Origin of the sequence: Massilia sp. IC2-278 (assembly GCF_020708045.1) — a bacterium.
Classification (GTDB): domain Bacteria; phylum Pseudomonadota; class Gammaproteobacteria; order Burkholderiales; family Burkholderiaceae_D; genus Telluria.
In genome coordinates, this window is sequence record NZ_JAJFES010000018.1 from 54,234 (window position 1) to 67,006 (window position 12,773).

General features: G+C 67.3%; 15 protein-coding genes. 8 read left to right on the forward strand and 7 right to left on the reverse strand.

Annotated features, from left to right (window positions below):
- Positions 1 to 25: 25 nt before the first annotated feature.
- The 3 genes from hyi to LK540_RS22495 form a co-directional block, all read right to left on the reverse strand.
- Positions 26 to 805 carry a hydroxypyruvate isomerase gene (hyi, locus tag LK540_RS22485; protein WP_229439625.1) on the reverse strand — a complete coding sequence of 260 codons (780 nt, stop codon included), beginning with the start codon at positions 803 to 805 and terminating at the stop codon, positions 26 to 28.
- Between the two features lie 387 nt (positions 806 to 1,192).
- Positions 1,193 to 2,620: a DEAD/DEAH box helicase gene (locus tag LK540_RS22490; protein WP_229439626.1), complete on the reverse strand. Its 1,428-nt coding sequence runs from the start codon at positions 2,618 to 2,620 to the stop codon at positions 1,193 to 1,195.
- A gap of 261 nt (positions 2,621 to 2,881) precedes the next feature.
- On the reverse strand, positions 2,882 to 3,661 hold the full coding sequence (locus tag LK540_RS22495; RefSeq protein ID WP_229439654.1) for an inositol monophosphatase family protein: 780 nt from the start codon (positions 3,659 to 3,661) through the stop codon (positions 2,882 to 2,884).
- A 173-nt stretch (positions 3,662 to 3,834) separates the two neighbouring features.
- Between LK540_RS22495 and LK540_RS22500 the strand changes: the two genes are divergently transcribed.
- Complete coding sequence (locus LK540_RS22500) at positions 3,835 to 4,584, forward strand: RNA methyltransferase (protein ID WP_229439627.1); 750 nt, start codon at positions 3,835 to 3,837, stop codon at positions 4,582 to 4,584.
- Between the two features lie 4 nt (positions 4,585 to 4,588).
- Here LK540_RS22500 and LK540_RS22505 read toward each other — a convergent pair whose 3' ends face one another.
- Genes LK540_RS22505 through LK540_RS22520 form a run of 4 tightly spaced genes read right to left on the reverse strand, consistent with a single transcriptional unit; the run spans position 4,589 to position 6,435 of the window.
- On the reverse strand, positions 4,589 to 4,801 hold the full coding sequence (locus LK540_RS22505) for a hypothetical protein (RefSeq protein ID WP_229439628.1): 213 nt from the start codon (positions 4,799 to 4,801) through the stop codon (positions 4,589 to 4,591).
- Complete coding sequence (locus LK540_RS22510; RefSeq protein WP_229439629.1) at positions 4,801 to 5,037, reverse strand: hypothetical protein; 237 nt, start codon at positions 5,035 to 5,037, stop codon at positions 4,801 to 4,803. Before LK540_RS22510 ends, LK540_RS22505 begins: the two co-directional genes overlap by 1 nt.
- 22 nt (positions 5,038 to 5,059) lie before the next feature.
- A complete protein-coding gene (locus tag LK540_RS22515) occupies positions 5,060 to 5,974 on the reverse strand; it encodes a DUF2145 domain-containing protein (RefSeq protein ID WP_229439630.1) in 915 nt (304 codons plus the stop codon).
- Complete coding sequence (locus LK540_RS22520) at positions 5,974 to 6,435, reverse strand: hypothetical protein (protein ID WP_229439631.1); 462 nt, start codon at positions 6,433 to 6,435, stop codon at positions 5,974 to 5,976. The genes LK540_RS22515 and LK540_RS22520 overlap by 1 nt, the downstream gene beginning before the upstream one ends.
- Before the next feature lie 302 nt (positions 6,436 to 6,737).
- Between LK540_RS22520 and LK540_RS22525 the strand changes: the two genes are divergently transcribed.
- From LK540_RS22525 to LK540_RS22555, 7 genes are all read left to right on the forward strand, one after another.
- Positions 6,738 to 7,259: a twin-arginine translocation signal domain-containing protein gene (locus tag LK540_RS22525; protein WP_229439632.1), complete on the forward strand. Its 522-nt coding sequence runs from the start codon at positions 6,738 to 6,740 to the stop codon at positions 7,257 to 7,259.
- Positions 7,260 to 7,269: 10 nt separating this feature from the next.
- On the forward strand, positions 7,270 to 8,901 hold the full coding sequence (locus LK540_RS22530; RefSeq protein ID WP_229439633.1) for a GMC family oxidoreductase: 1,632 nt from the start codon (positions 7,270 to 7,272) through the stop codon (positions 8,899 to 8,901).
- A 19-nt stretch (positions 8,902 to 8,920) separates the two neighbouring features.
- On the forward strand, positions 8,921 to 9,874 hold the full coding sequence (locus LK540_RS22535) for a triacylglycerol lipase (RefSeq protein ID WP_229439634.1): 954 nt from the start codon (positions 8,921 to 8,923) through the stop codon (positions 9,872 to 9,874).
- A gap of 32 nt (positions 9,875 to 9,906) precedes the next feature.
- Positions 9,907 to 10,656 carry a response regulator gene (locus tag LK540_RS25420; RefSeq protein ID WP_229439635.1) on the forward strand — a complete coding sequence of 250 codons (750 nt, stop codon included), beginning with the start codon at positions 9,907 to 9,909 and terminating at the stop codon, positions 10,654 to 10,656.
- A 71-nt stretch (positions 10,657 to 10,727) separates the two neighbouring features.
- Complete coding sequence (locus LK540_RS22545) at positions 10,728 to 11,225, forward strand: phasin family protein (protein WP_229439636.1); 498 nt, start codon at positions 10,728 to 10,730, stop codon at positions 11,223 to 11,225.
- 76 nt (positions 11,226 to 11,301) lie between these two features.
- Positions 11,302 to 11,988, forward strand: a complete 687-nt coding sequence (locus LK540_RS22550; RefSeq protein ID WP_229439637.1) for a TetR/AcrR family transcriptional regulator — start codon at positions 11,302 to 11,304, stop codon at positions 11,986 to 11,988.
- Between the two features lie 14 nt (positions 11,989 to 12,002).
- On the forward strand, positions 12,003 to 12,545 hold the full coding sequence (locus LK540_RS22555) for a TIGR00730 family Rossman fold protein (protein ID WP_229439638.1): 543 nt from the start codon (positions 12,003 to 12,005) through the stop codon (positions 12,543 to 12,545).
- Positions 12,546 to 12,773 lie beyond the last annotated feature (228 nt).

Genomic DNA, 12,773 nt, shown 5'->3' on the forward strand with positions numbered 1-12,773 from the left:
CAGCCCTACCTTTTCTGACAGCCGGTCAGCCCGCCAGTTCCGTACGCCAGCCCAGGCTTTGCGCGGTATCGCCTTGCGGGTTGTATTCGCAGCCGATCCAGCCGCCGTAGCCGAGTTCGTCCAGCAGGCGGAACAGGTAGGGGTAGTTGATCTCGCCGGTGCCCGGTTCGTGGCGGCCGGGCACGTCGGCCAGCTGGATGTGGCGGATCAGCGGCAGCAGGGTGCGCAGGCTGTTGGCCAGGTCGCCCTCCATGCGCTGCATGTGGTAGATGTCGAACTGCAGGAACAGGTTGTCGGCGCCGCATTCCTCGATGATGGCCGCGGCCTGGCGCGAGCCAGTCAGGAAGTAGCCGGGCATGTCACGGTCGTTGATCGGCTCGATCAGCAGGGCGAGCTCTTTTTCCTTCAGCCTGGCGGCGGCGAACTGCAGGTTGGCGACGTAGGTGGCGTGGGCGCGTTCGTGCGGCACGTTCGGCGGAATCTTGCCTGCCATGCAATGCAATTGCTTGACGCCGAGTTCCTCGGCGTAATCGAGAGCGAGCCCGACGCTGTCCTGGAACTCGCCGATGCGGCGCGGATCGCAGGCCATGCCGCGGTCGCCGGCTGCCCAGTCGCCCGGCGGGAAATTGTGCAGGACAAGTTGGAGATCGTAGCGCGCCAGGCGGCCGGTGATCCATTCCGGCTCGCAGGCGTAGGGGAAGAGGAATTCCACGGCATCGAACCCGGCCGCCCGCGCCGCGGCAAAGCGGTCGAGGAAGCTGAGCTCGGGGAACAGCGTGCTCAGGTTGGCGGCGAATCGTGGCATGGCGGGTCTCGAATGTTGACAGCCCGCTATCGTAGCATTCGGGGTGAAAAGTTGCCGGGGTGGGGCAATCGTGTGGGAGGGGGCATTTTTTGCGGTGGCGCTGCCAACCGTACGGTGGGCACGCCGTGCCCACGCGGAAGTGGGCATGGTGATTGCATGCTTAGAACCCTGGTAGCCGCGTGTCGCCGGCGCGTTCTCGGGCATGCCGCGAGCGCTTGCTGAAGGCGCACACGGTGGTAACGCCGCGCTCGGACGATAACGCGGCATCACGTTCCGCGTGGGCACAGAGTGCCCACCGTACGGTTGAGGTCAACATACTTCGTGAGCCAACAAAAAAGGACAGGCCGGCATCCCGGTCCTGTCCTTCTCAGCAAACGCTAGCGCCGATTAACGGTCGCGCCCGCCCTGGCGTGGCGCCGCACCGGTACGCGGGCCGCGGCTGGCGCCGCCATTGCCGCCATTGCCGCCACGGTTGCCGCCGCCGGCACTCGCCGGACGCGAACCATTCCCGCCGCCGCCTGCCGGACGACCACCGTTGCCGGCGCCCGCACCCGCGCTACGTCCCTGGCCCTGGCCACCACGGCCGCCGCCTGGACGGCCGCCGCGGTTGGCATGGCCCGGCGCGCCGCTGCGCAGCTGGATCGGCTGGGCCTTGGCGTTCAGGTCCGGCTCGAAGCCAGGGATCACGTGACGCGGCAGGGTCTGCTTGATCAGCTTTTCGATGTCTTTCAGCATCTGGTGCTCGTCGACGCAGACCAGCGACACGGCTTCGCCGGTGGCGCCGGCGCGGCCGGTACGGCCGATGCGGTGCACGTAGTCTTCCGGCACGTTCGGCAGGTCGTAGTTCACGACGTGCGGCAGCTGGTCGATGTCGATGCCGCGTGCGGCGATATCGGTGGCCACCAGCACCTGCAGGCTGCCGTCCTTGAACTCGGCCAGGGCCTTGGTACGTGCCGACTGGCTCTTGTTGCCGTGGATGGCCATGGCGCCGATGCCGTCCTTGCCCAGCTGCTCGACCAGTTTGTTCGCGCCGTGCTTGGTGCGGGTGAACACCAGCACCTGGTGCCAGTCGTTTTCCTTGATCAGGTGCGACAGCATCGGGTGCTTCTTGTCGCGGTCGACCGGGTGGATCTTCTGTGCGATCACTTCCACGGTGGAATTGCGGCGCGCCACTTCGATCGAGGCCGGGTTGTTCAGCAGCTTGTCGGCCAGGGCCTTGATCTCGTCCGAGAAGGTGGCCGAGAACAGCAGGTTCTGGCGCTTCGGCGGCAGGATCGCCAGCACTTTCTTGATGTCGTGGATGAAGCCCATGTCGAGCATGCGGTCGGCTTCGTCCAGGATCAGGATTTCCACTTTCGACAGGTCGACGGTGCGCTGGCCGACGTGGTCCAGCAGGCGGCCCGGGGTGGCAACCAGGATGTCGACGCCGTGTTTCAGCAGTTTGATCTGCGGGTTGATGCCGACGCCGCCGAAGATCACGGCCGAGTTCAGGTTGGTGTACTTGCCGTACAGGCGCACGCTTTCCTCGACCTGGGCCGCCAGTTCGCGGGTCGGGGCCAGGATCAGGGCGCGCACGGCGCGTGGGGAAGTCTTGCTTTTCAGTGCGGCGCCGATAGCATCGGTCGACAGGCGCTGCAGCAGGGGAAGCGTGAAGCCGGCAGTCTTGCCGGTGCCGGTCTGTGCGCCGGCCAGCAGGTCGCCGCCGCCCAGCACCGCAGGGATCGCCTGGGCCTGGATCGGGGTCGGCGTGGTATAGCCTTGTTCAGTGACTGCGCGAACAATAGCGTCGGACAAGCCGAGGGTAGCAAATGACATAGATTCTCTGGTGAAGTTGATTCCGCCGCCGGCGCAAGCGGCGCCAGGATCGGATGGGCAGTTCAAGGCAATACCGGTGCAGCGTCGAACATGTCGAGCATGATGTTGAGCCTCATGTCGAACCTCATGTCGAACGATACGCGCCGGACCCGGAACCGATTATAGTGGGTTTGTTGCAGTGTGGAAATACATGCTTGAAAGGCCGCCCTGCGCGTCCTGCGCCGGCGGCCTGCAATCCATCTATTCTACGCGATTATGAAATTACGCGAATGGGACCATCAACGGCACCATCTGCGCGAACACCTTCGGGCCGGCGGCGATGATGTCGCCCTTGTTCAGGTATTGCGATTCGCCGTTGAACTCGCCGACGATGCCGCCGGCTTCGGTTACCAGCAGGGAACCCGCGGCGATGTCCCAGATCTTCAGGCCTTTTTCGAAGTAACCGTCGACGCGGCCGGCGGCCACGTTCGCCAGTTCCAGCGCGGCCGAGCCGGCGCTGCGCACGCCGTGGCAGCGCGAGGCGACGACTTCGTACATGCGCAGGTATTCGGCCAGCGCGCGCGGGTCAGGGCCGTGGCCGGCGGCCAGCAGGGATTTCAGGATGCGGTCGTTGTTCTTGACGCGGATGCGCTTGTCGTTCAGGTAGGCGCCGGCGCCCTTGGTGGCGGTGAACAGGTCATTGCGCACCGGGTCGTAGACCACGGCCTGCGTGATCACGCCGCGCTGTTGCAGCGCGATCGAGATGCAGTAGTTAGGATAGCCGTGCAGGAAGTTGGTGGTGCCGTCGAGCGGATCGATGATCCAGACGTATTCGCTTTCGTCGTTCAGATTGCGCGAGGCGCCTGATTCTTCCGCCAGGATGGCGTGGTCAGGATAGGCCTTGAGCAGGGTTTCGACGATGGCTTGCTCGGAAGCCTGGTCGACGTCGGTGACGAAATCGTTGTGTTGTTTTTCCGAAACGGTAACGCGGTCCAGATCGAAAGACGCGCGGTTGATGACTGTGGCAGCGCGGCGAGCGGCCTTGATGGCCGTGTTAAGCATTGGGTGCATGTAAGCTTTTTCCGTAAAAAAATGCTGACGCCCACCGCGCAACGTGGCGCCGTGAACCGTCGGAAACAAATGAATTAAAGAGCAAAGCGGCGCCGAACCCGTTAGAATCCCGGCCCTTGGGACCAGAATCTACCTGTTCGCGCCGCGCGATGGCGCTATTTTAAATGAACCCGACCGAAACCGACACGTCTCTTTTCACCCGCCTGCGCTTCGTGCTCGTCGAAACCAGCCGCGCCGGCAATGTCGGCTCGGTGGCGCGCGCCATGAAAACCATGGGTTTCTCGGAACTGGTGCTGGTGGCGCCGCGCTGCGCCGACCCGCTCACCGATCCCGAAGCGGTGGCCTTTGCCAGCGGCGCGCTCGACGTGCTGTCGAATGCGCGCATCGTCGGCAGCATCGGCGAGGCGTTGGAGGGCTGCAATTTCGCGGCGGCGGTGTCGGCGCGGCTGCGCGAATTTTCGCCGCCGGTGTGGACGCCGCGCAACTTTGCCGAGCACATCGCCGGGCAGCAGGACCTGCGGCCGGCGCTCATCTTCGGCAACGAGCGGGTCGGCTTGCCGAACGGGATCGTCGAAGACTGCAACGTGCTGATCAACATTCCGGCCAACCCAGCCTACTCCTCGCTGAACCTGTCGCAGGCGGCCCAGGTGCTGGCCTATGAATGCCGCATGGGGGCCGTGGGCGACGCCTTGCCGGCCACCCCGGTCGGCTTCCATGGCGACGCCGCCAGCCTGGATCAGGTCGAGGGCATGTATGCCCACCTGGAAGAAGCGCTGGTGGCGATCGGTTTCCTGAAGGCCGACAACCCGGGCAAGCTGATGCCGCGCCTGAAGCGGCTGTTCTCGCGCACCGGCCTGGAGACCGAGGAAGTGAATATCCTGCGCGGGATCGCGCGCCAGATCCTGAAGCGCTAGCGATTCAGTCCGGCATACGCCGCACTGCCTGCCCCAGGCCGGCGTATTCGTGAAACACGTCGTCCAGGTAGATGGCGATCTCGTCGCCGGCCAGCTGGCCTGGGATGACGACGTCGTGCAGGGGGCAGCGCTTGCCTTGTTCCGACCGGTAGACGGACCAGCCATCGTGCTCGCGCCGCACCTCGACCTGGAAACGGCCGTAGATATCGAATTTCATCAGGGATCGCTCCGGGGTTCGCCCTTCCACGCCACGACCGCCACGAAGAGGGCTGCCGTCAGGCAGCCCCAGGCGATGACGGCCGGCTGGCCCAGGGGCGCCAATCCGATCACCCCGCCGATCAGGGCGGACAGGAAGACGGCGTAGACGAGCCAGCCTTGCCACACCAGCGGCAGGCCCCAGCCCCAGCCATATCCCGGCGGCTTGACGGGAAACCAGTAGCGCTTGTCGTCCATGTTTCCTCCTCTTCGATGCGGTTCATGAAGCCAGGTCGATGACCTCGTCCCCGTCCATCGCGCGGCATTCGGCCCCGAGCGGCGGCCCGTCGCGGCGCACGACGATCCGCTGCGTATCGTGGCAGAGCTCGACGTGGCGCGCCTGCGGCACCTGCTGCCGCACGAAGCCTTCGATCGCGTCCGGTATGCTTACCTGCAGGGCCAGCGCGTGGATGTCCTCAACCGGATGGTCGTCGACGTGCACCAGCGGCACGAACTGGCCGGCGAACATCATCAGGTGCGAGGGAATCCGCACCGGCCCGGCGGCATAGCCCTGGGCGCGTAGCCACGCCTGGGACTGTTCGCGCGCCTGCGCGCCGCCTGCCAGCCGGCCCCAGGCGCTGGCGAGCAGCTCGGCCACCCATTGATTGCAGTTCTGGTAGCGCGTGCCGAAGGCATACGCGTTCGCGCTGTACTGGCCGGCCAGCAGCGACAGCACCAGCGGCTTGTCGAGCGCCGCCCGTTCCAGCAGGGCGCTGCGCTCGTCGGGCAGGAACAGCAGCGACACGTGCCCGTGGCCCGGCGCGTCGGCCCCCAGCGCGAAGCCGGAGATGCCCTGGTCGAACAGGCGCGGACGCGACTCTTCGCAGGCGTAGTACAGCTGGCGCACGCCCCAGCGGCTGCCTGGGTTGTCGCGCAGGGCCACGCCCGCATGCGAATACAGCAGGCCGAAGCGCTCCAGGTCGACGCCGGCGCGCGCGATCAGGGCCACGCCCTGGCCCGAGCGTTCCAGTTCCGCCTTCACCGCGCCGGCAAAGCGCAGCACGCGGTCCTGCTCGCGCGCCGTGATCGCGCGCGGGCGCTCGCAGAAGATCGGCAGGCCGGCCTGGGCCGCGCCGCCGGCGCACAGCAGCAGCGCCGCCATGGCGTGGCGTGCCAGGCGCGCCGGGCGTGGCATCAGATCGCGACCTGCTTCGAGCCCAGCTCGCGGTACCAGTCGTCCTGCAGCGCCAGGAAGAAGGGCTGGCGATCGTCGGCATGCGCGAACTCGTAGCCATACACGCGCTCGTTCACCCGCACCACTTCGCCTTTGGCGACGCCGCGTGCGGCCAGGGCGCGGTCGGGCACGTCGAGGTAGAACTCGCGGGCCGGGCCGGCGGCGGCGCGCAGGGTCATGCGCGTGGTGCCGGGCTTGGCCGGGGCCTGGGCGATGTCGATGACGCGGTAGTCGCCGGCGGCAACGCGGCGGTCGCCGCTGGAGCTGTCGCTGGAGGCGCCGATCGAGTCGGAAATGCTGCCCGACGAGGCCGAGCCGGCGCTCGATGCGACCGAGGAGGCGCTGTCGGCATGGGCGGGCAGGGCGCAGGCGGCGGCCAGGGTGGCTGCGCAGACGGCGCGCAGGAGTGCGGAAACGGTCATGGATTGCTTTCGTAAGCTGGGTTGAATGCCTTATGGTACAAGCCCCGGCCGCCGCTGAGAAGTGATGCTTGTGTTGGGTGGCCGGCGCTACCCGGGAACCGGCATGAACGCAACGCATGCGCTGCCCGCCCTACGGCCAGCGAACCACCGCTGCAAACAATATTTGCATCATTGGCCTCCCATGCAAAGGAGCTTTGCATGATTGTCATTCATGCCATCTTTTCGACTGTTCCCTCTAGTTCGCGTGCGATTTGCGGCCCTGCGTTTGGCGTACACTAAGAACATAACAACAAGGATGACAGATGGAGACAAGCCGCAGATCCTTCCTGAAGGCGGGCGTGCTGGGTGCGCTCGTCCTGGCCGCCGGCGGCGGCATCTACCGCGCCACGCAGGCCCCCAACCCTGAGCGCTTCGTGCTCGATGGCGAAGCACGCGCCGCGCTTGGCGCCATCGTGCCCGCCATGCTGGCCGGCGCCTTGCCGGCCGGCGCGGCCGAGCGCAAGGCCGCCATTGCCGCCACGGTCGAGGGCGTGCATACCGCCATTGCGAATCTGCCCCTGGCCGTGCAGAAGGAAGTCCAGGACCTGTTCGGCCTGCTCGCCCTGGCGCCCGCACGGCGCCTGCTGACCGGCATTTCCGGCGGCTGGGCCAAGGCATCCGAGAGCGAGGTCGCGGCCTTTCTCCAGGACTGGCGCCTGCACCGCCTGGCCCTGCTACGCGGTGCCTACGGCGCGCTGCACGACCTCTCGCTCGGCGCCTGGTATGCCCAGCCGGTGAGTTGGAGCGCAATCGGCTATCCCGGCCCACTGAAAGAACTGTCGTGAGGAGCCGGCCATGAACCAAGCCACCAACGATTTCATCCCCGACCCGATCGCACAAGGCATTGCCCGCGGCTGGCGCATCGTCGACGGCGCGGCCCTGGAGGCCGACCGCACGCTGGAAGCCGACGTCGTCATCGTCGGCAGCGGCGCCGGCGGCGGCGTGACGGCCGAGATCCTGGCGCTGGCCGGGCTGCAGGTGCTGATCGTGGAGGAGGGCGCGCTGCGCTCCTCGAAAGACTTCAAGATGCGCGAGGCCGATGCCTATCCCGCGCTGTACCAGGAATCTGCCGCGCGCCAGACGCTCGACAAGGGCATCAAGATCCTGCAGGGCCGCACCGTCGGCGGCTCGACGGTCGTGAACTGGACCTCGAGCTTCCGCACGCCGCCGTCCACACTCGATTACTGGCGCAGCCACTTCGGCCTCGACGGCTTCGACGAGGGGACCATGGCGCCCTGGTTCGCGATGATGGAGGCGCGCCTGCACATCCAGGACTGGCAGGCCGCGCCGAACGAGAACAACGCCCTGCTGGGGCGCGGCGCCGGGAAGCTCGGTATTTCCTCGGGCCTGATCCGGCGTAACGTGCAGGGCTGCTGGAACCTCGGCTACTGCGGCATGGGCTGCCCGACCAACGCCAAGCAGTCGATGCTGGTGACGACCATCCCCTCGGCCCTCGACCATGGTGCGCAGCTCGTCACGCGCGTCCGCGCCGAACGCTTCGAGATCGAGGGCGAGCGCGTGCAGGCGCTGCTGTGCACCGCCCTGCAGCCCGACGGCGTGGCGCCCAACGGCCGCCGGTTGCGCCTGCGCGCCAAGCATTACGTGGTGGCCGGCGGCGCCATCAATTCGCCGGCGCTGCTGCTGCGCTCGAACGCGCCGGACCCGAACAAGCTGCTCGGCAAGCGCACCTTCCTGCACCCGACGCTGATCTCGGCCGGCATCTTCCCGCAGCGCGTGGACGCCTATGCCGGCGCGCCGCAGACCGTGTATTCCGACCACTTCCTGCACACTGCGCCCATCGACGGCCCGCTCGGCTACAAGCTCGAAGCGCCGCCGCTGCACCCGGTGCTGCTGTCGACCACGATGAACGGCTTCGGCCAGGACCACGCCGCCATGATGCGCCAGTTCCCGCACATCCAGGGCATGCTGGCGCTGCTGCGCGACGGCTTCCACGAGGAGTCGCCCGGCGGCAGCGTGCAACTGAAGGATGGCGCCGGCGTCCTCGACTACCCCCTGAACGACTTCCTCTGGGACGGCGCGCGGCGCGCCCTGCTCACGATGGCCGAGATCCAGTTCGCCGCCGGCGCCAGCGCCGTGCGCCCGGCCCACGAAACCGCGCGCGCCTACACCAGCTGGAGCGAAGCGAAGCGCGAGATCGCGGCCCTGCCGCAGGCCCTGCACATGACGCGCGTGGCCTCGGCCCACGTGATGGGCGGCTGCACCATGGCCGGCGACGAGCGCCGCGGCGTGGTCGCGCCAAGCGGGCGCTACCGCGGGCTGGCCAACCTGTCGGTGCACGACGGCTCGCTGTTTCCGACCTCGATCGGCGCCAATCCGCAGCTGTCGATCTATGGCCTGGCGGCGCGCCTGGCAAGCGGCCTGGCGCACGAGCTGACCGGCCAGCCCGCGCCGCGTCCACAGGCTTGATACGGGAGGCGATGAAGCGATGACTGCGCGCCGCCTGCTGCAACTGGTGCTGCTGGTGCAGCTTCTCGCCGCGCTTGGGATTGCGTTCGCCGCGCTGCGCTGGCTCGGGCTGGCCCCCTGGACGGCCGCCGCGCTCGGATGCGGCTGCGTGGCCCTGGTGCGCCTTGCGATCAACATGAACAACTTCGTGCTGGCCGCGTTCTTCGCCAGCCCGACGCCGCCCGCGTTCCGCCTCGGCCTGGCGGCGCGCCTGCACCTGCTGGCCGAGGAATTCTGCGCCAGCATGTTCTACACCTCCTGGACCATGCCCTGGGCGCGGGAAGGGCTGCGCGTGTACCCCGGTTCGGCGGCGGTGCCGGTGCTGCTGGTGCACGGCTATGGCTGCAACAGCGGCTACTGGGCGCACCTGCTGCCGCGCCTGGAACGGGTACGGATCAGCCACGCGACGGTGGACCTGGCGCCCGTGGCCGCCGACATCGAGCATTACGTCGACCAGGTCGAGCGCGCCGCCGAGGCCCTGCGCGCGCAGACCGGCGCCGCCCGCATCGCCATCGTCGCCCACAGCATGGGCGGCCTGGTGGCGCGCGCCTGGCTGCGCAGATACGGTGCAGAGCAGGGAGGCAGGCGCATCGTGCGCGTGATCACGCTCGGCACGCCACACTTCGGCACCGGCCTGGCCAACTTCGGCCTCGGCGAGAACGCGGCGCAGATGCGGCGCAAGGGCGGCGTGCCCTGCGACTGGCTGCGCCAGCTCGACGCCGGCGAAGACGCGCCGCGCCGGGCCCTGTTCACCTCGATCTTCTCGCACCACGACAACATCATCTCGCCCCAGACGTCGAGCGTCCTGCCGGGCGCGCGCAACCTCGCCTTCGGCGGCATCGGCCACGTGGCGCTGGGGCGCAACCGGCGCATCCTCGACGCCGTCATGGACGAACTGGCGGCCCTGGAAACCGAGGAGTCCCAGCGGGCGTGATACAGTCCGTCTCATCGACTTCCGGAGCCATCGTGGCGGCCCGCATCCACATCCTCGACGACGATCCCGCCAGCTTTGCCGGCATGGCGCGCCTGCTGCGCGAGCGCGGCCATATCGTCAATACCGGCGCCCACGACCCGCAGGCGCCCGACCTGCTGCTCTGCCAGGCGCGCCATCCCGCCGCCTTCGGCCTGCCCGGCCGTGGCGGCGGCGTGCTGCTGGCGCTCGCGGCGCCCGGCGATGCGGCCCTGCGCGCGGCGCTGCTGGAAGCGGGCTTCGACGGCTACATTCCGCTGCCGGTGGAAGCGGCCAGCTTCGCCGACGAGGTCGAGGCCTTCCTGCCGGCGGCCACGCCGGCGCCAATACCGGCGCCAATGTCGGCACCAACGCCGGCACAGACCCTGCTGCTGGTCGACGACGACCCCTTCATGCTCGAGGTGCTGGCCGACATGGTCGAAGACCAGGGCTGGCGCGTGCGCACGGCGTCCTCGGGCGCGCAGGCGCTGGCCATGCTCAGGCACGAGCCGGTGGCGGTGATCGTCAGCGACCATTTCATGCCCGGCATGAGCGGCGCCGAACTGCTGGCCGAGGCGCAGCGCCTGTACGCGCCGACGGTGCGCATCCTGCTCTCGGGCCAGAGCGAGGACGAGGGCGAGATCGCTGGCGCCCTGGCCAGCGGCGCCGCCGACCGCTACTATGCCAAGCCCTGGATGGGCGCGACCCTGATGGCGGCCCTGCGCGACGCCCTGGCGCTGCAGCTGCGGCGCCGGGAAGGGACGTAAAAGCGGGGCGCGTTTAGAACCCGCCTTCTAGCGTGCGCTCCTACAATGGAGACCACACGGAAGAGGATGCGATGAGCAAGAAAATCGAGGACCTGGAGCAGGAAGAAGAAGCGTTGGCACGCGCGGTGCGCAGCTCGGCGCAGCAGATCTGGCAGGCCGGCCTGGGCGCCTTTGCCAAGGCCCAGCAGGAAGGCGGGCGCGAGTTCACGCGCCTGGTGCGCGACGGGACCGAACTGCAGAAGCGCGCGCGCAAGGTCGAGGACGCCACCGACACCGTGGCGCGCAAGGCCGAGCGTTCCAGCCGCCGCGCGTCGGGCACCTGGGGCAAGCTGGAGCAGGTGTTCGAGGAACGCGTGGCGCGCGCCCTGGCCGCCATCGACGTGCCGGCGCGCAGCGAGATCGAAGCGCTGAACCACCGCATCGACGAACTGGAGCGCATGCTGGCCGAGATTGGCGCCGCAGCGAAGAAACCCGCAGCGAAGAAACCGGCAGCGAAGAAACCCGCAGCGAAAAAGCCGGCCGCGAAAAAGGTCGAAGATAAGCGCAAGGACGGCGCCGATAAGGCCTGAATGATGGCATTTGCCAGTAACGCCGCCATCGCGTTCGATGTTATGCTTGCGGCTGACACAAATTCCGCCGCCTTCCATGCTACAGAAAGCACCACGCCGCACCCGTGAACGCATCCTCGAGCTTTCGCTCAGGCTGTTCAACGAGTTCGGCGAGCCGAACATCACGACGACCGTCATTGCCGAGGAGATGAACATCTCGCCCGGCAACCTGTACTACCACTTCCGCAATAAAGACGACATCGTCAACTCGATCTTCGTGCAGTTCGAGGCCGAGATCGAGCGCATCCTCACGGTGCCGGCGGGGCGCCGCTCGAACATGGAAGACGTGTGGCTCTACCTGCACCTGATGTTCGAGCTGATCTGGCGCTACCGCTTCTTCTACCGCGACCTGAACGACCTGCTGTCGCGCAACCGCAAGCTGGAGCTGCACTTCAAGGCCATCCTGGCCCACAAGATCAAGGTCGCGCGCCAGCTGTGCGAAGACCTGCGCAGCGAGAATTCGCTCGACGCCGGCGACCAGCAGATCAGCGCCATGGCCACCAACATGGTGGTCGTCGCCACCTACTGGCTGTCCTACGAATACGTACGCAACCCGCGCAAGTACAGCGAGCAGCAGGCCATCGCCGACGCCCTGGCGCGCGGCTGCTACCAGGTGCTGTCGATGCTCGGGCCGTATTTGCGCGGCGATACGCGACTGCTGTTCGAGAAGCTCTCGGAGGAGTACCTGAAGAAGCTCCCCGAAGAAGCGCGCGACCCTTCCTGATTACTGGAACACTGATGAAATCGATTGCCGTCTACTGCGGCGCCTCGAATGGCGCCAAGCCCCTCTACGCCGACGCGGCGCGCCAGTTGGCGCGGGCGCTGGTGGATCACAACATCGCCCTGGTCTATGGCGGCGGCAAGGTCGGCCTGATGGGCGTGATCGCCGACGAAGTGCTGCGCCTGGGCGGCGAGGCCACCGGCGTGATCCCGCGTGCGCTGGTCGAGCGCGAAGTCGGGCATGCCGGGCTGACGCGGCTGTTCGTGGTGAAGGACATGCATGAGCGCAAGGCCATGATGGCGGATTTGTCGGAAGGCTTCATTGCCATGCCGGGCGGGTTCGGCACGCTGGAAGAACTGTTCGAGATGGTGACCTGGGCGCAGCTGGGGATTCATGCCAAGCCGATCGGGCTGCTGAATACGGAAGGCTTCTACGATGGGCTGGTGGCGTTTGCACGGCACCAGCAGGAAGAGGGTTTTGTCAGGCCCGCGCATGCGGCCCTGATGAATATCGATGTGGATGCCGAAGCACTGGTACGCAAGCTTCTGGACGTAGCGTGAACCGTACGGTGGGCACACTGTGCCCACGCGGAACGTCGCGTCATCGGCGGCTTCATACCGGACGCGCTACAAGCACCGAGACAGCGTGTCTCAAAGAATAGGCGCTAACGTCCATTCCGGGCAGCAGCCAACACGACGCATAGCGCCGGCATCAAACGAAGCCAACACACATCACACATCCGCGTGGGCACAGAGTGCCCACCGTACGGGAAGTGGCCCGATTCCAGC

What these genes read in the sequence shown, in the direction of transcription:
- hyi (WP_229439625.1), bottom strand. Translation starts at nt 805, where the DNA reads ATGCCACGATTCGCCGCCAACCTGAGCACGCTGTTCCCCGAGCTCAGC.
- LK540_RS22490 (WP_229439626.1), bottom strand. Translation starts at nt 2,620, where the DNA reads ATGTCATTTGCTACCCTCGGCTTGTCCGACGCTATTGTTCGCGCAGTC.
- LK540_RS22495 (WP_229439654.1), bottom strand. Translation starts at nt 3,661, where the DNA reads ATGCTTAACACGGCCATCAAGGCCGCTCGCCGCGCTGCCACAGTCATC.
- LK540_RS22500 (WP_229439627.1), top strand. Translation starts at nt 3,835, where the DNA reads ATGAACCCGACCGAAACCGACACGTCTCTTTTCACCCGCCTGCGCTTC.
- LK540_RS22505 (WP_229439628.1), bottom strand. Translation starts at nt 4,801, where the DNA reads ATGAAATTCGATATCTACGGCCGTTTCCAGGTCGAGGTGCGGCGCGAG.
- LK540_RS22510 (WP_229439629.1), bottom strand. Translation starts at nt 5,037, where the DNA reads ATGGACGACAAGCGCTACTGGTTTCCCGTCAAGCCGCCGGGATATGGC.
- LK540_RS22515 (WP_229439630.1), bottom strand. Translation starts at nt 5,974, where the DNA reads ATGCCACGCCCGGCGCGCCTGGCACGCCACGCCATGGCGGCGCTGCTG.
- LK540_RS22520 (WP_229439631.1), bottom strand. Translation starts at nt 6,435, where the DNA reads ATGACCGTTTCCGCACTCCTGCGCGCCGTCTGCGCAGCCACCCTGGCC.
- LK540_RS22525 (WP_229439632.1), top strand. Translation starts at nt 6,738, where the DNA reads ATGGAGACAAGCCGCAGATCCTTCCTGAAGGCGGGCGTGCTGGGTGCG.
- LK540_RS22530 (WP_229439633.1), top strand. Translation starts at nt 7,270, where the DNA reads ATGAACCAAGCCACCAACGATTTCATCCCCGACCCGATCGCACAAGGC.
- LK540_RS22535 (WP_229439634.1), top strand. Translation starts at nt 8,921, where the DNA reads ATGACTGCGCGCCGCCTGCTGCAACTGGTGCTGCTGGTGCAGCTTCTC.
- LK540_RS22545 (WP_229439636.1), top strand. Translation starts at nt 10,728, where the DNA reads ATGAGCAAGAAAATCGAGGACCTGGAGCAGGAAGAAGAAGCGTTGGCA.
- LK540_RS22550 (WP_229439637.1), top strand. Translation starts at nt 11,302, where the DNA reads ATGCTACAGAAAGCACCACGCCGCACCCGTGAACGCATCCTCGAGCTT.
- LK540_RS22555 (WP_229439638.1), top strand. Translation starts at nt 12,003, where the DNA reads ATGAAATCGATTGCCGTCTACTGCGGCGCCTCGAATGGCGCCAAGCCC.